General features: G+C 67.7%; 16 protein-coding genes. 14 read left to right on the forward strand and 2 right to left on the reverse strand.

Annotated features, from left to right (window positions below):
• The first annotated feature begins 4 nt into the window (after positions 1 to 4).
• The 8 genes from tsaB (at position 5) to QTH91_RS09505 (ending at position 10,048) form a co-directional block, all read left to right on the forward strand.
• Positions 5 to 727, forward strand: coding sequence for a tRNA (adenosine(37)-N6)-threonylcarbamoyltransferase complex dimerization subunit type 1 TsaB (tsaB, locus tag QTH91_RS09470; RefSeq protein WP_286659828.1), 723 nt, complete (start codon positions 5 to 7; stop codon positions 725 to 727).
• Positions 724 to 1,224 carry a ribosomal protein S18-alanine N-acetyltransferase gene (rimI, locus tag QTH91_RS09475; protein WP_286659829.1) on the forward strand — a complete coding sequence of 167 codons (501 nt, stop codon included), beginning with the start codon at positions 724 to 726 and terminating at the stop codon, positions 1,222 to 1,224. The genes tsaB and rimI overlap by 4 nt, the downstream gene beginning before the upstream one ends.
• A complete protein-coding gene (locus QTH91_RS09480) occupies positions 1,221 to 2,099 on the forward strand; it encodes a uracil-DNA glycosylase family protein (RefSeq protein ID WP_286659830.1) in 879 nt (292 codons plus the stop codon). The genes rimI and QTH91_RS09480 overlap by 4 nt, the downstream gene beginning before the upstream one ends.
• Before the next feature lie 75 nt (positions 2,100 to 2,174).
• Positions 2,175 to 3,002 carry an orotidine-5'-phosphate decarboxylase gene (pyrF, locus tag QTH91_RS09485; RefSeq protein WP_286659831.1) on the forward strand — a complete coding sequence of 276 codons (828 nt, stop codon included), beginning with the start codon at positions 2,175 to 2,177 and terminating at the stop codon, positions 3,000 to 3,002.
• Between the two features lie 240 nt (positions 3,003 to 3,242).
• A complete protein-coding gene (locus QTH91_RS09490; protein ID WP_286659832.1) occupies positions 3,243 to 5,027 on the forward strand; it encodes a DUF1800 domain-containing protein in 1,785 nt (594 codons plus the stop codon).
• 13 nt (positions 5,028 to 5,040) lie between these two features.
• Positions 5,041 to 6,531, forward strand: coding sequence for a DUF1501 domain-containing protein (locus QTH91_RS09495; RefSeq protein ID WP_286659833.1), 1,491 nt, complete (start codon positions 5,041 to 5,043; stop codon positions 6,529 to 6,531).
• 423 nt (positions 6,532 to 6,954) lie between these two features.
• The gene (locus QTH91_RS09500) at positions 6,955 to 8,550 is read left to right on the forward strand and encodes a DUF1800 domain-containing protein (RefSeq protein ID WP_286659834.1); all 1,596 of its coding nucleotides are present in this window, start codon (positions 6,955 to 6,957) and stop codon (positions 8,548 to 8,550) included.
• A 13-nt stretch (positions 8,551 to 8,563) separates the two neighbouring features.
• On the forward strand, positions 8,564 to 10,048 hold the full coding sequence (locus QTH91_RS09505) for a DUF1501 domain-containing protein (RefSeq protein WP_286659835.1): 1,485 nt from the start codon (positions 8,564 to 8,566) through the stop codon (positions 10,046 to 10,048).
• A 6-nt stretch (positions 10,049 to 10,054) separates the two neighbouring features.
• Here the strand turns inward: QTH91_RS09505 and QTH91_RS09510 are convergent, their stop codons facing one another.
• Together QTH91_RS09510 and QTH91_RS09515 are read right to left on the reverse strand one after the other, a co-directional pair.
• Positions 10,055 to 11,041: a Bug family tripartite tricarboxylate transporter substrate binding protein gene (locus QTH91_RS09510; RefSeq protein ID WP_286659836.1), complete on the reverse strand. Its 987-nt coding sequence runs from the start codon at positions 11,039 to 11,041 to the stop codon at positions 10,055 to 10,057.
• 105 nt (positions 11,042 to 11,146) lie between these two features.
• Entirely contained in the window at positions 11,147 to 12,064 is a 918-nt protein-coding gene (locus QTH91_RS09515; RefSeq protein ID WP_286659837.1) for an IclR family transcriptional regulator, read from the reverse strand.
• A 156-nt stretch (positions 12,065 to 12,220) separates the two neighbouring features.
• On the opposite strand from QTH91_RS09515, the gene QTH91_RS09520 reads away from it, so the two are divergent.
• The 6 genes from QTH91_RS09520 (at position 12,221) to QTH91_RS09545 (ending at position 18,833) form a co-directional block, all read left to right on the forward strand.
• Positions 12,221 to 13,186, forward strand: a complete 966-nt coding sequence (locus QTH91_RS09520; protein WP_286659838.1) for an MBL fold metallo-hydrolase — start codon at positions 12,221 to 12,223, stop codon at positions 13,184 to 13,186.
• A 114-nt stretch (positions 13,187 to 13,300) separates the two neighbouring features.
• Complete coding sequence (locus tag QTH91_RS09525; RefSeq protein WP_286659839.1) at positions 13,301 to 15,007, forward strand: FAD-dependent oxidoreductase; 1,707 nt, start codon at positions 13,301 to 13,303, stop codon at positions 15,005 to 15,007.
• 23 nt (positions 15,008 to 15,030) lie between these two features.
• Complete coding sequence (locus tag QTH91_RS09530; RefSeq protein WP_286659840.1) at positions 15,031 to 15,294, forward strand: DUF2783 domain-containing protein; 264 nt, start codon at positions 15,031 to 15,033, stop codon at positions 15,292 to 15,294.
• A complete protein-coding gene (hmgA, locus tag QTH91_RS09535) occupies positions 15,291 to 16,622 on the forward strand; it encodes a homogentisate 1,2-dioxygenase (protein ID WP_286659841.1) in 1,332 nt (443 codons plus the stop codon). The genes QTH91_RS09530 and hmgA overlap by 4 nt, the downstream gene beginning before the upstream one ends.
• Positions 16,623 to 16,644: 22 nt before the next feature.
• The gene (fahA, locus tag QTH91_RS09540) at positions 16,645 to 17,913 is read left to right on the forward strand and encodes a fumarylacetoacetase (protein WP_286659842.1); all 1,269 of its coding nucleotides are present in this window, start codon (positions 16,645 to 16,647) and stop codon (positions 17,911 to 17,913) included.
• A 116-nt stretch (positions 17,914 to 18,029) separates the two neighbouring features.
• A complete protein-coding gene (locus tag QTH91_RS09545; RefSeq protein WP_286659843.1) occupies positions 18,030 to 18,833 on the forward strand; it encodes an alpha/beta fold hydrolase in 804 nt (267 codons plus the stop codon).
• The last annotated feature ends 1 nt before the right edge of the window (position 18,834 follow it).

Raw genomic sequence — 18,834 nt, forward strand, 5'->3', positions numbered from 1 at the left:
GGCCATGAGCAAATCCATGCATCGCCTGCTGGCCTTCGACACCAGCACCGAGACGCTGTCGGTGGCCGTGCAACACGGCGATCGGACGATCGTGCGCGAAGGCGCGGGTGGCGCGCAGTCGTCATCGACGCTGCTGCCGCTCATCCAGTCGCTGCTGGCCGAGGCCGGGCTCGAACTGGCATCGCTGGACGCGATCGCCTTCGGACGCGGCCCCGGATCCTTCACCGGCCTGCGCACCGCGTGTTCGGTGGCGCAGGGCCTGGGGTTCGGCGCGGGCGTTCGCGTGCTGCCGGTCGACACGCTGTTGGCCGTGGCGGAGGAAGCCCGGCATCGCCATGGCGCGCAGCGCGTGGTCGCGCTATTGGACGCGCGCATGTCGCAGGTCTATGCGGCGCACTATGACTTCACCGGCGTGCCCGAGGGCGACGCGCCGCTGCCGGCCGATCCGCAGTTGCTTTCGCCCGAGCAGGTGCAGGCCGCCGAAGGCTGGACGCTGGCCGGCAACGCCTTCGGTGCCTATGACGCGCAATTGCCCGGCGGCCTCGCGCGGGTCGAGGCGCTGCCGACGGCATCAGCCCTCCTTCGACTGGCGCCCGGCTTGCTGGCGCAGGGACTGGATGTGGCCCCGGCGCAGGCCTGGCCGCTCTATGTCCGCGATAAAGTGGCGTTGACTACCGCCGAACGGGAAGCCGCGAAGACCGCGGCGCTGCCACCATCCACATCATGAGTGCCGTCCTCGATTCATTTGAAGCCCGCCTGGAGCCCATGACGCTCGATCGGCTCGACGCCGTCTGTGCCATCGAGCAGCGCGCCTATTCGCACCCTTGGTCGCGCGGCAACTTCACCGACTCGCTGGCGGTCGGCTATCACTGTCAGACCCTGGTCGCCGGCCCGGAGGTTCTGGGCTATTTCATCGCCATGAAGGGCGTGGACGAGGTGCACCTGCTCAACATCACCGTCGCGCCGGAATACCAGCGACAGGGCTGGGCGCCGCTGATGCTCGCCGCGCTTCGCGGATGGTCGCGCGGGCAGGGGGCCATGTGGCTCTGGCTCGAAGTGCGCCAGAGCAACCAGCGCGCTCTGGACATCTACAAACGCCAGGGCTTTCGCCAGGTCGGGCTCCGAAAGGGCTACTACCCTGCCTTCGGACAGAACCGCGAAGACGCCATCGTCATGAGCCTGCGGCTCGACGAGCGCGAGAGCGCCTGGGGTGGCCTGAAGTGACGCAGGAGCAGGATGTGATCGACGGCGCCGCAAAGCCGCGCCTGTTCGCGCTCGATGCGCGGCAGTTGGCCATGCTGGACGCCATGGGCGTGCGCCTGGACTGGATGGCCGACCTGCAGCGCATCGCGGCCCGCACGGCGCGGCAGACGGAGCCGGCCGATGCGGACTCGACGGCGCAGCCCACCGTTTCTTCGGCGCCGGCGCCCGACATGCCTCTGGCCGCGCTTGTGGAAGCGGCCCTTGCAGAGCGCGCGGACGTCGCCGCCCCGTTGGCCGAAAGGGCGCCTGCGCCCCAGCCGGCCAAACCGGCGCACACACAACCGACAGCGGCCACGCCGCGCCCGGCGACCGTGCTCATGCCCGGCGCCCAGGCCTTGCTGGCCGATTCGCCCCGCCATCTGCTGGGCAGCGCGCAAGGCACCGGCGGATGGCTGGTGGTGGCCGACATGGCGCCGGATGCCCTGGGCCGGCATGCCGACGACGCCTTGTCCGGCGACGAGGGCCGCCTGCTCGAAGCCATGCTGCGTGCCCTTCAACTGCACGCTGGCACGGTGCCGGTCCACCTGGTGCGCCTGCATCGCGGCGCCGCCCAGTCGGGTGACGGCATGCCCCGCGACTGGAACGAGGTCTACGGCGCCGAGGTGCGCCCGCTGGCGCCGCGCATGGTGCTGGCCCTCGGTCCGCTCGCGGCCCAGGCCCTGCTGCAACGCGAAGGGCCGATCGGCAAGCTGCGCGGACAGGCGCAGCCGCTGGACGATTCGGGCACCGCGCAAGTCGTGGCGAGCTACCACCCAGCCTTCCTGCTGAAGAACGCGTCCGCCAAGGCGAAGGCCTGGGCCGACCTGTGCCTGGCGGCCGCTCGTTTCCCAGGCTGAGCGCGCCGGGCTGAGCGCTGCCGCCATTCCCGGCCCATCAGGGTTGCCACTGAGCGCCACCTACAATCGGGCCCCATGAATTTTCTTGACCAGCTGCACGGCGCGGCCCAGCAAAACCGTTCGCTGTTGTGTGTTGGCCTCGACCCCGAGCCTTCGCGTTTTCCGGCCGGCCTCAAGGGCGATGCCAGCCGCATCTACGACTTCTGCGCACGCATCGTCGACGCCACCGCCGACCTGGCCATCGCCTTCAAGCCGCAGATCGCCTACTTCGCGGCGCACCGGGCCGAGACGCAGCTGGAGCACCTGATCCAGCACATGCATCGCAACGCGCCGCACGTGCCGGTCATCCTGGATGCCAAGCGTGGCGACATCGGCTCCACGGCCCAGCAGTACGCGGTCGAAGCCTTCGAGCGCTACGGTGCCGACGCCGTCACGCTGTCGCCCTTCATGGGCTACGACTCGGTCGCGCCCTACCTCAAGTACGAAGGCAAGGGCGCGTTCCTGCTGTGCCGCACCAGCAACCCCGGCGGTGACGACCTGCAGGCCCAGCGCCTGGCGAGCGTGGACGGGCAGCCCCTGCTGTACGAGCACGTCGCGAAGCTGGTTCAGGGGCCCTGGAACCTCAACGGCCAGCTGGGGCTGGTGGTGGGGGCGACCTACCCGGCCGAGATCGAGCGGGTCCGCCAACTCGCGCCGACGGCGCCACTGCTGATCCCCGGCGTCGGTGCACAGGGCGGCGACGCGGTTGCAACCGTCAAGGCCGGCTGGCGGCCCGACGCGCCCATCGTCGTGAGTTCGTCGCGCGCCATCCTCTACGCATCCGACGGCAGCGACTACGAAGCCGCCGCGCGCCGCGAAGCCATCCGCACCCGCGACCTGCTGGAAGCGGCCAAGACCGCCTGATCGGCCTCCCGAGCTGACACGCCATGTCCTTGCGCCGCCCACCTGGCGGCCGGCAGAGCGACACAGGCTGTCACGTCTTTGCTCCGATGAAGGGATGAAGGACAAAAAAAGTCACAAACTTTGTTGTCCTTGAGTACCTTGGTCATCACTTGGTTAATCAGAGCGTTGCGGCTGCGCGTGGGCACGCCGCTTGCCTCCTGACGTCCCGACCGGCGCACGGCGCCGAGGAGAAGGACGCACATGGACCAGGAGACCCAGGACGCGGTGGAGACCGCGCCCGATGCGACGTTGCGCGCGCCTGCCGCTGCCCTGGCGGTCAGCGCGCTACTGGCCGCCTGCGGAGGCGGAGGCGGTGGTGATGGCGGCGCATCCCCCGGCGCGAGCACCGGCACGACGGACTCGGCCGGCTCCCTCGCCGCCTTGGGGAATTCGCCCACCGGCAGCGGCTATGCGTACACCGCCGCCAAAAGCGACGTCGAGGCCGCCCGCTTCCTGATCCAGGCGCAGGGTTGGGCCGACGAGGCGCAGATCGCCGTCGTGCGCAACCAGGGCTACCTGCCGTGGCTGGCGTCGCAGTTCGATGCCGCGCCGACGCAGGGCGGCTGGTCGTGGCTGGCAGGCAAGGGCCTGAAGGCGGCCGACACCGGCGTCAACAACATGATCTGGCAGCAGCTCATGGCCTCGCCAGACAGCCTGCGCAAGCGGCTGGCCCTGGCGTTGTCGGAGATCTTCGTGGTCTCGGCCAACGACGTGGGCTCGTACTGGCCGGAGTTCGCCATGGCTCAGTACTGGGACACGCTGGTGGCCGGCGCGAGCAGCAACTTCCGCGACCTGCTCGAAGCCATCAGCCTCAACCCGGCGATGGGCATGTACCTCAACACCAAGGGCAACCAGAAGGAGGACAACAAGGGCCGCCAGCCGGACGAGAACTACGCGCGCGAGGTCATGCAGCTGATGACGATCGGCCTGGTGCAACTCGAGGCCAACGGCCAGCCTCGACGCGCTGCCGACGGCACGCCACTCGAAAGCTACACCCAGGACGACGTGACCAACCTCGCCCGTGTCTTCACGGGCTACGACCTGGACATCCAGGCCGGGGACAAGGGGGCGTTCATGCCGTCCGGTTCCACCACGGCCGTGGATGGCAACGGCTGGACCACCCGGCCGATGGCGCTGTTCGCGGCGCGCCATTCCACGCTGGCGGCCAACTTTTTGGGCGCTTCGGTGCCGGCGGGCACCGACGGCAAGACGGCGCTCAGGATCGCGCTCGACACCTTGTTCAACCATCCGAACGTCGGCCCCTTCATCGGCCGCCAGTTGATCCAACGGCTGGTGACCAGCAACCCCAGCCCGGGCTACGTGGGCCGGGTGGCGACCGTGTTCGCCGACAACGGCGCCGGCGTGCGTGGCGACATGCGCAGCGTGTTTGCCGCCGTGCTGCTGGACAACGAGGCGCGCGCGCCGGCTGGCCTGTCAGACCCCAACTTCGGGCGCCTGCGCGAACCGATGCTGCGCCTGGTGCAATGGGCGCGCACCTTCAAGGTCGGTTCCGCCACCGACACCTGGAAGGTGGGCGACACCTCCAGCAACACGAGCAGCCTGGGCCAGAGCCCCTTGCGATCGCCTTCGGTCTTCAACTTCTTCCGGCCCGGCTACGTGCCGCCGTCGACCGCCATCGCCGGCAACGGGATGGTGGCGCCCGAGTTCCAGCTGGTGAACGAGACCAGCGTGGGCAGCTACCTCAACTTCATGCAGAACGTGATCCCCAACGGTTTCGCGAGCAAGGACGTGCTGGCCGACTACAGCGCCGAGAAGGCACTGGTGCTGGACGCATCGGCGCTCGTGGACCGGCTCAACCTGTTGTTGTGCGCCGGGCAGTTGTCGGCGGATTCGCTGGGCGTCATCAAGAACGCCCTGGGCACACCCGCGCTCACGGCCAGTAGCAGCGAGAGCAGCCGAAACAACCGCATCTACGCCGCCATCCTGCTGGTGATGGGATGCCCCGAGTACCTGGTTCAGAAATAAGAGGAAGCACGCGATGCACGTGATCGACCCCCAGGGCCATACCCGCCGCGCCTTCCTGCGCCGCAGCGGCGCACTCGCCATGGCCGGCTCCGCCATGCCCTTCGCCATGACACTGGCCGCGATGGGCGAAGCCGCGGCCCAGAGCGCGCCCGGCGACGACTACAAGGCGCTGGTGTGCGTCTTCCTGTTCGGTGGCTGCGACTACGGCAACACCGTGATCACCTACGACGATGCGAGCCACGCCAAATACACCGCGATCCGGGTTGCACAGGCGTCGGGCGGCATCGCCATCGCCAAGGACGCGCTGGCCGCCACCGCGCTCACGCCGTCCACCGCGCTGCCCGACGGCCGGCAATATGCGCTGCATCCGTCGATGACGGCGATGAAGGCGATGTTCGACGCCGGAACCGCCGCCGTGCAGCTCAACGTCGGGCCGCTGGTCATTCCACTCAACCGCGCGCTCTACAACAACGGCAACAAGAAGCTCTACCCGGTGCCGCCCAAGCTGTTCTCGCACAACGATCAGCAATCGACGTGGCAAAGCTCCCGCCCCGAAGGCTCGACCGTCGGCTGGGGCGGCAACATCGGCGACATTGTCCTGGGCGGCAACACCAATTCGCTGTTCACCTGCATCTCGGTAGCGGGCAATGCGGTGTTTCTTTCGGGCGACCACGCGCTGCAGTACCAGGTGGGCACCGGCGGCGCGGTGAAGATCAACAGCATGAGTGGCACCGGCAGCGTGTTCGGTTCCACCAAGGTCCGCGAGGCCATGTCTCTGCTCACGCAGAAGACGCGCGCGCATACGCTGGAGAACGAATACGGCGTCGTCACCACGCGGGCAGTGAACGCGGAAGGGCAAGTCAACGGCGCCATCGGGACGCCCTTCACCTTCGGTGCCAGCGGCGACTATCCGGACACTGGCCTGCATCGACAGCTGGGCATGGTTGCGCGGCTCATTCGAGGCCGCACCAGCCTCGGTGCCAGGCGGCAGGTGTTCTTCGTCTCGCTGGGCGGCTTCGACCTGCACGACAACCTCATCGCGCGCCAGGGGCCGCTCTTGCAGCAGCTGTCGCAGTCCATCTCGGACTTCCACACGAAGATGCTGCCGGCGGACGTGGCTGGCAAGGTGACCACCTTCACCGCTTCGGACTTCGGGCGCACGCTCAGCTCCAACGGCGACGGCACCGACCACGGCTGGGGCAGCCACCACTTCATCGCGGGTGGCGCGGTCAAGGGCGGGGCCATCTACGGCGCGCCGCCGCCGGTGAGCGTGGAGAACAAGAGCGGCCTGGAAGGCTACGACGGCCATGTGGGCCAGGGCCGCCTCATTCCCACCACGTCGGTGGACCAGTACGGCGCGACCATGGGCAAGTGGTTCGGGCTGAACGACGCGCAACTGCTGGAGATCCTGCCCAACCTGAGCAACTTCGGCGCGGGCAGCATCGACATCGGCGGTGTGTCGCACAGCTACCCGCGCGATGTCGGATTCATGAAGCCGGCCTGACACGGCGCGTCCGAAGAGAAGACAAAAAAGTCACAACGCACATCGCCAGCGAGAACCATAGTCAACACTTGCAGGTGCCGGAACGCGTATGACGTTTGGGCACGCCGCTTGCTCCTCCCCCATGTCTTGACGCTCTGCGTCCAAGAAAAAAAAGGGAGTGCAATGAAGCGGGTCGAACAGGGCGCGGGACACAACGCGCCAGCAGCGCCCATGGGCGGATTCGTCCGCCCGACGGGTGCGAAGGTCGTCATCCTGGACTCGGCGCCTGTGCCGAGCTCGTCCGGTCCTCACCGTCCCTCGACATCGATCGCTTTGGCGATGTCGGCAGGCCTTCTCCCTGCGTGCGGTGGCGGTGGTGATGCCGCCGCATCCCCGCAAGCAACGACCGCCCGGACGACAAACTCGGCAGGCTCACTCGCGCCCTTGGCGAACTCGCCGACCGGACGCGGTTACGCCTACGCCGCGGCCAAGAGCGACGTCGAGGCCGCGCGCTTTCTGATCCACGCGCAGGGATGGGCCGACGACGCGCAGATCGCCGCCGTGCGCAACCAGGGCTACCTGCCGTGGCTGGCGTCGCAGTTCGATGCCGCGCCCACGCAAGGCGGCTGGGCATGGCTGGCGAGCAAAGGCCTGAAGACGCCTGAAATCGGGGTCGACAACATGGTCTGGCAACAGCTCATGGCGTCGCCCGACAGCCTGCGCAAGCGACTGGCATTGGCGCTGTCGGAGATCTTCGTGGTCTCGGCCAACGACATCAATGCTTCATGGCCAGAGTTCGCCATGGCCCAGTACTGGGACACGCTGGTGGATGGCGCGAGCGGCAACTTCCGTGACCTGCTCGAAGCCATCACGCTCAACCCGGCGATGGGCATGTACCTCAATACCCGGGGCAACCAGAAGGAGGACGACGACGGCCGTCAACCCGACGAGAACTACGCGCGCGAGGTCATGCAGCTGATGACCATCGGCCTGGTGCAACTGGAGCCGAACGGCCAACCACGACGCAGCGCCGATGGGCGCCCACTGCCGACTTATTCGCAGGACGATGTGAGTCAGCTTGCGCGCGTCTTCACCGGTTACGAGCTGGACATCGATCCGTCGGAGATGAACGCCTTCGCGGCGCCGGCCTCCGGCAGGCGCGGCGTGAGCAACGGCTGGACAACGCGCCCCATGAGGCTGATGCCGACGCGCCATTCCACGCTGGCGGCCAACTTCCTGGGCGCGTCGGTGCCGGCGGGCACCGACGGCAAGACGGCGCTCAGGATCGCGCTCGACACCTTGTTCAACCATCCGAACGTCGGCCCCTTCATCGGCCGCCAGTTGATCCAACGGCTGGTGACCAGCAATCCCAGCCCGGGCTACGTGGGCCGCGTGGCGACCGTGTTCGCCGACAACGGCGCTGGCGTGCGTGGCGACATGCGCAGCGTGTTTGCCGCCGTGCTGTTGGACAACGAGGCGCGCGCGCCGGCTGGCCTGTCAGACCCCAACTTCGGGCGCCTGCGCGAACCGATGCTGCGCCTGGTGCAATGGGCGCGCACCTTCAAGGTCGGCTCTGCCACCGACACCTGGAAGGTGGGCGACACCTCCGCGATCACCAACCTCGGGCAAAGCCCGCTGCGCTCGCCCTCAGTCTTCAACTTCTTCCGGCCGGGCTTCGTCCCGCCTTCCACCGCCATCGCCGTCAACCGCATGGTGGCGCCCGAGTTCCAGCTGGTGAGCGAAGCCAGCGTCTGCACCTACGTCAACCGGATGCAGGCGGTCATCTCGGACGGCCTGGCCGCCGGCGATCTCATGCCCGACTATGGCGCGGAGCGCAGGCTGGCGCTGGACGCCTCGGCACTGGTCGATCGTCTGAACCTGCTGCTGTGCGCGGGGCAACTTTCCACCGCCACGGTCAACGTCATCAAGACCGCGCTGGGCACGCCGGAGGCGGCCAGTGGAGAAAGCAATCGCGACAACCGCATCTTCGCCGGCATTCTGTTGGTCATGGGTTGCCCCGAATACCTGGTTCAGAAATAAGAGGAAGCACGCGATGCACGTGATCGACCCCCAGGGCCATACCCGCCGCGCCTTCCTGCGCCGAAGCGGCGCGCTCGCGATGGCCGGTTCGGCCATGCCTTTCGCGTCGATCTTGTCCGTGATGGGCGAAGCGGCCGCGCAGAACGCCAGCGACTACAAGGCGCTCGTGTGCGTCTTTCTTGGTGGCGGCTGTGACTACGCCAACACCGTGGTCACCTACGACCAAGCCAGCCATGCGCGATACGCCGCCATCCGAAGTCGGCGAGGGACTGGCGGCATCGCCATTGCCCGCAGGGCGCTGGCAGCGACGCAGCTCGACCCCGCAGAGGCGCTGCCGGCCGGGCGGCAATACGCGCTGCATCCGTCGATGACGGCGATGAAGGCGATGTTCGACGCCGGCACACTGGCCGTGCAACTCAACGTGGGGCCGCTCATCGTGCCGCTCAACCGTTCGCTGTACGAGCACAGCAACAAGACGCTGTACCCGGTGCCGTCCAATCTTTTTTCGCACAACGACCAGCAGTCGACGTGGCAGAGTTCATCGCCCGAGGGGGCCATCGTCGGCTGGGGGGGCAAGATCGCCGACGTCATGTTGAACAACAACGCCGGTTCATTGTTCACCTGCATTTCGGTGGCGGGCAATGCCGTCTTTCTGTCGGGCACCAGCGCGCTGCAATACCAGGTGGCAACGGCGGGCGCCGTGAAGGTCGAAAGCGCCAGCGGGACGGGCAGCGTGTTCGGCTCCGAGACAGTGAGGCAGGCGATGGCGCAGCTCACGCAGAAGCGCAGCGCACACACGCTGGAAGATGAATACGTCAAGGTGATGCAGCGTGCGGTCAACGCAGAAGGGCAAGTCAACGGCGCCATCGGGACGTCCTTCACCTTCGGTGCCAGCGGCGACTATCCGGACACCGGCCTGCATCGACAGCTGGGCATGGTCGCGCGGCTCATTCGAGGCCGCACCAGCCTCGGTGCCAGGCGGCAGGTGTTCTTCGTCTCGCTGGGCGGCTTCGACCTGCACGACAACCTCATCGCGCGCCAGGGGCCGCTCTTGCAGCAGCTGTCGCAGGCCATCTCGGACTTCCACACGAAGATGCTGCCGGCGGACGTGGCCGGCAAGGTGACCACCTTCACCGCGTCGGACTTCGGGCGCACGCTCAGCTCCAACGGCGACGGCACCGACCACGGCTGGGGCGGCCATCACTTCATCGCGGGTGGCGCGGTCAAGGGCGGGGCCATCTACGGCGCGCCGCCGCCCGTCAGCGTTGAAAACAAGAGCGGCCTGGAAGGCTACGACGGCCATGTGGGCCAGGGCCGCCTCATCCCCACCACGTCGGTGGACCAGTACGGCGCGACCATGGGCAAGTGGTTCGGGCTGAACGACGCGCAACTGCTGGAGATCCTGCCCAACCTCAGCAACTTCGGCGCTGGCGGCATCGACATCGGCGGTGTGTCGCACAGCTACGCGCGCGATGTCGGCTTCATGAAACCGGCCTGAGCCGGTTCAATCCATCTTCAGGCCCAGCTGGCTCACCACCGGTGCCCAGCGTGCGATTTCCTGCTGCATGGTGCGCTCGGCCTGGGCGCTGGTGCTGCCGACGGCCTTCAGGTCGACATTGCGCAGGCGCGCCTGGATCTCGGGCATGGCCATGATGGCCGCGGCATGCTGCTCGAGCGCGGCCACCACCGGCGCCGGCGTGCCGCGACGAGCTTGCAGCACGAGCTTGAAGCTGATGTCCAAGTCCTTCTGGTTGAGCGCCTTGGCCAGCGGCGGCACCTGCGGGGCCAGCTCCGACGGCTCGGCCGACGACACCGCCAGCGCCTTCAGGCGACCGGCCTGCACCTGCGGCATGACCGTGGGCGTGGCCAGGAAGCCGCAATCCACCTCGCCAGCCAGCACGGCCGTGGTGGCTGGGGCAGGGCCCTTGTACGGAATGTGCTGCATGCGCGCGCCGGTCTTCTGAAGGAACATCTCTGCGGCCAAGTGGCCGGGTACTGCCGGTCCGCCCGAGGCGTAGGTCATCGGCTGCGTCTTGGTCAGCGCCACGAGTTCGGGCACCGTATCGGCCTTGACCTTGGGGTTGCACACCAGCAGCTGCGTGAAGCTGGCGAGGATCGAGACATTCAACAGGTCCTTCTTGGCATCGAAGGGCATGTTGCGATATACGAGCGGGTTGGTGGTGACCACCGTGTCGGGGCTGACGACCAGCGTGTAGCCGTCCGGCTCGGATTGAGCGACCACGCCTGCCGCCAGGTTGTTGCCGGCGCCGGGCTTGTTCTCGACGACCACCGCCTGCCCGGTGCGCTTTTGTAGCTGCTCGGCAAACAGGCGCGAAGTGATGTCCGAGGGCCCGCCCGGCGGCGAGCCCACCAGGACGCGGATCGTCTTGGTCGGCCAGGCAGCGGCCTGGGCGTGGACAGCGATCGGGGCCAGGGCCGCTGCCGCGGCGGCCAGGAGGGAAAGGGAGAACAGGGGGCGGCGGCTGAACATTCTTGTCTCCTGAAGGAAAGGCTTCAAAAACGGTCAGTCTAGGCAAGCGTATCGTCAATGCCTACGGGGTTGCACCCCATGCGCGTCGGCGGTATTGGCCGCGTTTCACCGCGCGCCAAGCCGCTGGGAAATCGCCCGCGCGCAATCGCGCATGGCTTGCGCCACCGGGCCGTCCCAATCGATGTCGAACACGCCCGCCGGGCCGATGGCCGTGAGAGCCAGCACCATCTCGCCCGCGTGATTGAACACCGGCGCGGCCATCGCGTTGACGCCGGGAATGACCTCGCCCTGCGAGCGCGACAGGCCACGCTGGCGCACTTCTTCCAGTTGCGCCGAGAAGGCCTCCCAGCTTGGCAGCGGGCGTACGGCAGGCATGCCCAGCGGGTTGGGCATGGCGCCGGTGGCGCCGTCGCCTTGGCTGCTCGCCGCGTCCTGCCGGCGCCGCTGCGCACGCATGCGCTCGTCTTCCAGCAGGTGCTGCACCTCGGCAGGATCGCGAAACGCGCCGAACAGCTTGCCCGATGCCGTCTCCGTCAGCGAGAACACCGTGCCGTGCCGCATGTTCACGTGCACCGGCGTCGGCGATTCGGCAATCTGAACAATGGTCGCGCCCCGCGCACCCCACACCACGATGGCCACCGTCTGGCCGATGGTCTGCGCCAGTTGCGCCGCCAACGACCCTGCCACCTGCACCGGGTTCGCCTGCTGCAGGCTGATCAGTCCCAGTTGCAAGGCCAAGGGCCCAAGCTGGTAATGGCCATTGCCGGGGTCTTGCTCGATCAGGCCGAGACGACCGAAACTGACCAGATACGGGTGCGCCTTGGCTGCCGTCATGTCGGCCTCGCGCGCCAGGTCCTTGAGGGCGAGCGAGCGCCCATGGTGCACCAGCGCGCGCAGCAGTTGCCCGCCGACCTCGATGCTCTGGATGCCACGCTGGGCGGCCCCGCGTGCATCGGTCGCGAGTTCCTGGTCAGTAGGGGTGCCGGGGTCGGCCGCCTTGCCGCTTTTCGTTGTGTTGCCCATTGCCAAGTGCCAAGCCCACGTTGTGATGTTCGCCAATACCAAAGGGATTAGACATTAACTGATTTCGGGCCTAAACTGCGTCCCGTTCGCTTTCGACAAATGCATTCTGTTTAGTCAAACGCCAACCCGCCACCACGACCCAACAAGGAGACAAGCGTGAGCCAGCCCGCCAAGAAAGCCTTTGCCAGCCAAGCCGACCTCGAAGCCAAGAAGGTGAGCTTCACCAAGCTTTCGGACAACGCCTATGCCTACACGGCCGAAGGCGACCCGAACACCGGCGTCATCATCGGCGACGACGCGGTGATGGTGATCGACACCCAGGCCACGCCGGTCATGGCGCAGGACGTGATCCGGCGCATCCGCGAGGTGACCGACAAGCCCATCAAGTTCGTGGTGCTGAGCCACTACCACGCGGTGCGCGTCCTGGGCGCATCCGGCTACAAGCCCGAGCACATCATTGCCAGCCGCGACACCTACGACCTGATCGTCGAGCGCGGCGAGCAGGACAAGGCCAGCGAAATCGGCCGCTTCCCGCGCCTGTTCCAGTCGGTCGAGTCCGTGCCGCCGGGCCTGACCTGGCCGACCATGACCTTCCAGGGAAAGATGTCCATCTGGTTGGGCAAGCTCGAAGTGCAACTGATCCAGCTGGGCCGCGGGCACACCAAGGGCGACACGGTGGCCTGGCTGCCGCAGCAGAAGATCCTTTTCTCCGGCGACCTGGTGGAGTTCGACGCCACGCCCTATGCCGGCGACGCGTACTTCCAGGAGTGGCCCAAGACGCTGGACAACATCGCCGCCATGGAGCCCGTGGCGCTGGTGCCCGGCCGTGGCGCGGCGCTGAACACGCCCGCCGAAGTGGCCCAGGGCTTGAAGGGCACGCGCGACTTCATCGTCGACCTGCATGCCGCCGTGGCCGACAGCGCCAGGGCGGGCAAGGACCTGGGCACGGTCTACAAGGAGGCGTATGAAAAGCTCAAGCCCAAGTACGGCCACTGGGTGATCTTCGATCACTGCATGCCCTTCGACGTGAGCCGCGCCTACGACGAGGCCACGCGTCATCCCGATCCGCGCGTCTGGACGGCCGAGCGGGACGTCGAGATGTGGAAGAGCCTGGAGGGCTGATCGCCCCAGGCTGCGCACTGCGTGCTTCGCCCGCCCCTCCTGCTGCGCGGGTGGGGCTGCGAGAGGCCCGAGCCCTTCGTGCCGGGCCGTGGAAAAACGATGGAGACGTGTTCCATGAAGCTTCGTGATTTGCCGGACTTGGTGCGTGCCGAGCCGGATCTGGACTATCAGGCGCTGCGTTTCGACTACGAAAGGCATGCGGACGAGGATGCGGCGCAGGCGGCCCGGCATCCGGTGATCGTCGTGGGAGCGGGCCCCGTCGGCCTGGCGCTGGCGATCGATCTGGCGCGCAAGAAGGTGCCGGTGGTGGTGCTGGAGGCAGGACAGCAACTGTCGGCCGGCTCGCGCGCCATCTGCTTCGCCAAGCGCACGCTCGAAGTGCTCGACCGCATCGGCTGTGCACAGCCGATGGTGGACATGGGCGTGTCGTGGAATGTGGGGCGCGTGTACTTCGGCGCGGACGAGGTCTATCGATTCGACCTGCTTCCCGAAAGCGGCCATCACCGTCCTGCCTTCATCAACCTGCAGCAGTACTACGTCGAAGGCATGCTGGCCGAACAGGCGGCACGCTTGCCCGGCCTGGAGATCCGCTGGCAGCACAAGGTGGTGGGCGTGGCGCCGGATGCGGACGGCGTGACGCTGTCGGTCGAGACGCCTTCGGGCACGCACGCATTGCGCGCCGATTACCTGTGCGCCTGCGACGGCTCGCGCTCCACGCTGCGCGGCCTGATGGGCCTGCAGGCTGAAGGCCGCGTCTTTCGAGATCGCTTTCTCATCGCCGACATCACGATGGACGCGGACGGCACCGACGGCGGCGCAGGCGCCATGCCGCCCGAGCGTCGCTTCTGGTTCGATCCGCCCTTCCATCCCGGCCAGAGCGTTCTGCTGCACAAGCAGGCGGCCGGCATGTGGCGCGTCGACTTCCAGCTGGGTTGGGACGCCGATCCGCAACTGGAGCGCCAGCACGAGCGCATCATTCCGCGCGTGCGCGCCATGCTCGACAGCATCGGCAAGGCGGGGCTGGATTTCCAGATCGGCTGGGCCAGCGTCTACACCTTCGCCTGCCAGCGCATGCACAGCTTCCGGCATGGCCGCGTGCTCTTCGCCGGCGACAGCGCGCACGGCGTGTCGCCCTTCGGCGCGCGCGGCGCCAACTCGGGCGTACAGGACGCCGAGAACCTCGCCTGGAAGTTGGCCGCCGTGCTGCAAAGCGAAGCGCCGGAGGCGCTGCTCGACACCTACGCCAGCGAACGCGAATACGCCGCCGACGAGAACATCCGCCATTCGACCCGCGCCACCGACTTCATCACGCCCAAGAGCGAGGTGAGCCGGTTGTTCCGCGATGCCGTGCTCGCGCTGTCGCCGCACCATCCTTTCGCGCGTTCGCTGGTCAACAGCGGGCGACTGTCGACCGCGACGGTGCTGGCGGACTCGCCGCTGTCCACGCCGGACGAGGAGCCCTTCCGTGGATCGGCGGTCCCCGGCGCCGTGGCGCCGGATGCGCCGCTGCCGCAGGATCGCTGGCTCCTTGGCGCGCTGGACCCGCATCGCTTCAACCTGCTTGTCTTCGGCGATGCGCCCGTCTCGCTGCCGCCGGCGCTTTCGCAGAAGATCAACGTCGTGCGCCTGCCGTTCGATGCGGCGCATGCCGTGGCCGCAGCGCGCTACGACGCGACGGGCGGCACCACGTACCTGCTGCGGCCCGACCAGCACGTCAGCGCGCGCTGGCGCCGGCTTCCCGCCCCGGCCGCGCTGCAGGCCGCGTTCGCCCGTGCGCTGGCGCATGCGCCATCCGCACAAGCCGCCACCGTCGCGGCATGACAGAAACGCCAACGCCCACGCCCATGACAGCCACTTCAACCACCGCCGCGCCTCAGCTCATCACCCAGCTCAACCTGGGTGCGCCGGACGACTTCTACGAGGCGCTGATCGAGACCCACCAAGGCCTGAGCTCCGATCAAAGCCACGCGCTCAATGCGCGACTCGTTCTGCTGCTGGCCAATCACATCGGCAGCATGCCCGTGCTGCGCGAAGCGTTGATCGCCGCGCGCGAGGCCATGCCTGCAGCCAAGCCTTCCTCCTCTTCCGAATCCGGAGCCAAGCCATGAGTTCTTCCCATACCGACGAGCGCCAATATCAGAGCGGTTTCGGCAACGAGTACGCCACCGAGGCCGTGGCCGGCGCATTGCCGCGCGGCCGCAACAGCCCGCAGCGCGCGCCCTTCGACCTGTATCCGGAGTTGATCTCTGGCACCGCCTTCACCGCGCCGCGCCACGAGAACCGCCGCAGCTGGTTGTACCGCCGCCGCCCCTCGGTCGTGGCGGGCCGCTACCAGCCCTATCGCGCTGGCGGCCATTGGCAGACCGGCGGCGACCGCGCCATGGCCGTCTCGCCCGAGCCGCTGCGCTGGCATCCCATGGCGTTGCCCGCCGACGTGGCCGACATCGACTTCATCGACGGCATCCACACGCTGGCCGCCAACGGCGATGCGGACGCGCAGGCCGGGGTGGCGGCGCATGTGTACCTGGCGGGCCGCTCGATGGAGCGGCGTGCGTTCGTCAATGCCGATGGCGAGATGCTCTTCGTGCCGCAGCAGGGGCGCGTGGTCATCACCAGCGAAATGGGCGTGCTCGAAGTCAAGCCCGGAGAGATCGCACTGGTACCCCGCGGCGTGGTGTTCAAGGTGGCGCTGCCGGACGGCGCTTCGCGCGGCTACCTGTGCGAGAACTACGGCGCGCATTTCCGACTGCCGGAACTGGGCCCCATCGGCTCGAACGGATTGGCCAACGCGCGCGACTTCCAGGCGCCCGTCGCGGCCTACGAACACGACGACCAGGGCGGCAACGCGGCCTACGAGCTCGTCAAGAAATTCGGCGGCCGATTCTGGTCGGCGCCGACCAGCCACTCGCCCTTCAACGTCGTCGCATGGCACGGCAACCTGTCGCCGGTGAAATACGACACGGTCAACTTCATGACCATCGGCTCCATCAGCTTCGACCATCCGGACCCGTCCATCTTCACCGTGCTCACCTCGCCCAGCGACACACCGGGCACCGCCAACTGCGACTTCGTCATCTTTCCGCCGCGGTGGCTGGTGATGGAAAACACTTTCCGTCCGCCCTGGTACCACCGCAACATCATGAGCGAGTTCATGGGGCTGGTCTATGGCGAGTACGACGCCAAGCCGGGCGGCTTCAAGCCCGGCGGCGCAAGCCTGCACAACGCGATGGTCCCGCACGGGCCGGACGAAGAGGCATTCGACAAGGCGAGCCATGCCGACCTCAAGCCGCAGAAGCTCGACAACACGCTGGCTTTCATGTTCGAGAGCCGCTATCGATTCATCCCCACCGAGTACGCGATGAACACCGCGCCGCTGGATGCCGACTACGCCGACTGCTGGGCCGGCCTGAAGGACCAGTTCGGCACCAAGCCCTGAACCACGCACACCACATCCGACCATGTACGACATCGACGCCACCCACGACCCCAAGCGCAAGAGCTGGGTCGAATCTGCCAACGCGGCAGGCCATGACTTTCCGATCCAGAACCTGCCCTTCGGGCGCTTCCGACGCGCAGGCAGCGCCGATGCCTGGCGCATCGGCGTGGCCATTGGCGACCAGGTGCTCGACCTGCGCGCAGCCGGCGTCGCAAGCACCGACGACATGAACGTGCTGATGGCCGCGCCGCCTTCGCAGCGCAGCGCTCTGCGCGCCACCATTTCCAACGGACTGGCCGAAGGCAGCGCGCAGCAGGCCGCCTGGTCGAAGGCGCTGGTGCCGCAGGCGCAATGCGAGTTCACCGTGCCCTGCCGCGTGGGCGACTACACCGACTTCTACACCGGCATCCACCATGCGACCACCATCGGCAAGCTGTTCCGGCCCGATCAGCCGCTCATGCCCAACTACAAGTGGGTGCCCATCGGCTACCACGGCCGTGCCAGCTCCATCATCGTGAGCGGCCAGGACTTCAAGCGACCCAAGGGTCAGACCAAGGCGCCGGACGCGGCCGAGCCCAGCTTCGGCCCCAGCAAGCGGCTCGACTACGAACTCGAGCTGGGCTTCTACGTCGGCCAGGCCAATGAGCTGGGCGAGCCGGTCGGCATCGACGATGCCGAGGCGCACCTGTTCGGCGTCGGCCTGTTCAACGACTGGTCCGCACGCGACCTGCAGGCCTGGGAATACCAGCCGCTGGGGCCCTTCCTGGCCAAGAACTTCGCCTCCACCGTCTCGCCCTGGATCGTGACGATGGAAGCTCTGGCGCCGTTCCGCGCTCCGTTCACGCGCCCCGAGGGCGACCCGCAGCCGCTGCCGTACCTGGACGGCGCCGCGAATCGCGAGCAGGGCCAGCTCGACATCACGCTCGAGGTGTACCTGCAGACCGCGAAGATGCGCGCGGCAGGTCAGGCGCCCCATCGCCTCACGCACGGCCGCGTGGCTGAGGCGGCCTACTGGACGGCGGCCCAACTGCTCGCGCATCACACCGTCAATGGCTGCAACCTGCAGCCGGGCGACTTGCTGGGCTCGGGCACCTTGTCCGGCCCCACGCTCGATGCGGCCGGTTCGCTCATGGAGCTGACCTTGGGCGGCAAGCAGGCGATCGAGCTGCCGAACGGCGAGAAGCGCACCTTCCTGGAAGACGGCGACACGCTCGCGCTGCGCGGCTGGTGCCAGCGCGACGGCGCGGTGCGCATCGGCTTCGGCGAGGCGAGCGCGACGGTGCTGGCCTGACAGCGCCCCGGGTCCGCCCGGGCAGGGCATTCGCAAGTCGCGAGCACTCAGGATGGCGCGAGATGGAATAATGCCCTGAGGACGCTCGCCGAGCGACCGCCACGGAGCAAGCTGGCATGAGCGTCGCGCAACGCAACCGAGTCAACGTCGTGGGCGACGGTCCGGCAACCCTGGTGTTCTCGCACGGCTTCGGCTGCGACCAGAACATGTGGCGCTTCCTGGCGCCCAAGTACGGCGAACGCTTCAGGTGCGTCACCCTGGATCTCGTGGGCAGCGGCGCCTCCGACCTCGCCGCCTACGACTGGAAGAAGTACGACTCGCTGCACGGCTACGCGGCCGACCTCCTGGAAATCGTCGACGAGTTCGCCACGGGCCCCGTCATCCACGTCGGCCATTCCGTCAGCGCGATGATCGGCACGCTCGCCGGCATCCGCGCGCCCGACATGTTCGCCGGCCACATCATGGTCGGCCCCTCGCCCTGCTACATCAACGATGGCGACTACATCGGCGGGTTCACCCGGGAAGACATCGATTCCCTGCTCGATACGCTCGAGTCCAACTACCTGGGCTGGGCGAGTAGCATGGCGCCCGCGATCATGGGGGCGCCCTCGCAGCCGGAGCTTGCGGCGGAGCTGACGAGCACCTTCTGCCGCACCGACCCCGACATCGCCAAGCACTTCGCGCGCGTCACGTTCCTGTCGGACAACCGGGCGGACCTGCCCGCCATGCATGCGCCGGCGCTCATCGTCCAGTCGAGCGACGACCTGATCGCGCCGCGCACGGTCGGCGAATACCTTCACCGGACCTGGCCCAGCAGCATGCTTCGCGTGGTGGAAAACGTGGGCCATTGCCCGCACCTGAGCGCGCCCAGCGCCAGTGCCGACGCCATGGACGAGTTCCTGCGGTCCATCGGGCATTGAA

The organism is Variovorax dokdonensis, assembly GCF_030316895.1.
GTDB lineage: Bacteria > Pseudomonadota > Gammaproteobacteria > Burkholderiales > Burkholderiaceae_C > Variovorax > Variovorax dokdonensis.

Excerpts from the sequence above, each read along its gene's own strand:
- QTH91_RS09545 (WP_286659843.1), top strand. The coding sequence starts at position 18,030 with ATGAGCGTCGCGCAACGCAACCGAGTCAACGTCGTGGGCGACGGTCCG.
- rimI (WP_286659829.1), top strand. The coding sequence starts at position 724 with ATGAGTGCCGTCCTCGATTCATTTGAAGCCCGCCTGGAGCCCATGACG.
- QTH91_RS09515 (WP_286659837.1), bottom strand. The coding sequence starts at position 12,064 with ATGGGCAACACAACGAAAAGCGGCAAGGCGGCCGACCCCGGCACCCCT.
- QTH91_RS09505 (WP_286659835.1), top strand. The coding sequence starts at position 8,564 with ATGCACGTGATCGACCCCCAGGGCCATACCCGCCGCGCCTTCCTGCGC.
- tsaB (WP_286659828.1), top strand. The coding sequence starts at position 5 with ATGAGCAAATCCATGCATCGCCTGCTGGCCTTCGACACCAGCACCGAG.
- QTH91_RS09525 (WP_286659839.1), top strand. The coding sequence starts at position 13,301 with ATGAAGCTTCGTGATTTGCCGGACTTGGTGCGTGCCGAGCCGGATCTG.
- QTH91_RS09510 (WP_286659836.1), bottom strand. The coding sequence starts at position 11,041 with ATGTTCAGCCGCCGCCCCCTGTTCTCCCTTTCCCTCCTGGCCGCCGCG.
- hmgA (WP_286659841.1), top strand. The coding sequence starts at position 15,291 with ATGAGTTCTTCCCATACCGACGAGCGCCAATATCAGAGCGGTTTCGGC.
- fahA (WP_286659842.1), top strand. The coding sequence starts at position 16,645 with ATGTACGACATCGACGCCACCCACGACCCCAAGCGCAAGAGCTGGGTC.
- pyrF (WP_286659831.1), top strand. The coding sequence starts at position 2,175 with ATGAATTTTCTTGACCAGCTGCACGGCGCGGCCCAGCAAAACCGTTCG.
- QTH91_RS09530 (WP_286659840.1), top strand. The coding sequence starts at position 15,031 with ATGACAGCCACTTCAACCACCGCCGCGCCTCAGCTCATCACCCAGCTC.
- QTH91_RS09495 (WP_286659833.1), top strand. The coding sequence starts at position 5,041 with ATGCACGTGATCGACCCCCAGGGCCATACCCGCCGCGCCTTCCTGCGC.
- QTH91_RS09490 (WP_286659832.1), top strand. The coding sequence starts at position 3,243 with ATGGACCAGGAGACCCAGGACGCGGTGGAGACCGCGCCCGATGCGACG.